We start from the raw sequence: 437 nt of genomic DNA on the forward strand, positions 1-437 counted from the left end.
ATTACAGCAAGTGCCGCTACTGCGTCACTAGGCTTGCGTGCGTTCGGGTTAGTGCTTACTTGGAAATCAGGGAATAAGTGGCGCTTTCTTCCATTCGGGTTGGTCAAAAATCAAATCCATATTGTATATGATATTTTGCAACTTAACGATGTAAATAATCTTGCCGTACTCTGGATCTGGCTTGCCATCTGGGTGATAGAAAGTCAGTGAGTTATCAAGCTTAATCACACCATCTTCGATTTGCGTTGAAGATACGCCAGCCTTCCAAGCTAAATCACGCTCGTCGTAGTTCCATTGCTCGCCATCTTTGCCGTTAACCACAGTATCAAGGGTCATGCCACGGTATTCAGTTGCTGGATCTTCGTTTGCTTGCTTAGCGATTCGAGCTGCTGCGCGAGCTGCAATAATCCAAGGTGCTGAAGGTGAGCCAGGGCAAG

At 46.7% G+C, this 437-nt stretch carries 1 protein-coding gene; it reads right to left on the minus strand.

Annotated features, from left to right (window positions below):
- Window positions 1–66: 66 nt before the first annotated feature.
- On the minus strand, window positions 67–437 hold a 371-nt coding region (locus DC53_RS22325), incomplete at its 5' end, for a hypothetical protein (RefSeq protein WP_033032828.1).

Origin of the sequence: Pseudoalteromonas fuliginea, assembly GCF_000690055.1 — a bacterium.
Classification (GTDB): domain Bacteria; phylum Pseudomonadota; class Gammaproteobacteria; order Enterobacterales; family Alteromonadaceae; genus Pseudoalteromonas; species Pseudoalteromonas fuliginea.